This window comes from Dyadobacter sp. BHUBP1, from assembly GCF_050587785.1.
GTDB lineage: Bacteria > Bacteroidota > Bacteroidia > Cytophagales > Spirosomataceae > Dyadobacter.
Genome location: NZ_JBOBIH010000066.1, coordinates 1 through 262, shown reverse-complemented (window position 1 = coordinate 262; position 262 = coordinate 1). Strand labels below are relative to the sequence as shown.

The window sequence follows — 262 nt, the reverse complement described above, 5'->3', positions numbered from 1 at the left end:
CTCAGCCAACAGCTTGTAAACACCGGGTTGGCTGGCATCAGCGATTGCCTTGCCCATCAGGTTATGGAATGTATCCGAGGTAGTTGACGCCCAGATTTCTACGCTGGTGACCGTGGTACCTGTCGGGACACAAGTGTTGACGCTCAGGGCAGTGATCACCCTGCCAGCAGTCGTCGTGCTGGCCGTTCCTACCACGCTGGCATTGTTGACCGGCGAAAGCATACTGGCCGTCAGTGAGGGGCAACCTGTCACAGCAGGGGCA

1 protein-coding gene is annotated in these 262 nt (G+C 58.0%); it reads right to left on the bottom strand.

What is annotated here, in order from left to right; genetic code table 11:
* Positions 1–262 (bottom strand): hypothetical protein (locus tag ACQ4MZ_RS31665; RefSeq protein WP_430852043.1); only part of this gene is annotated, 262 nt, incomplete at both ends.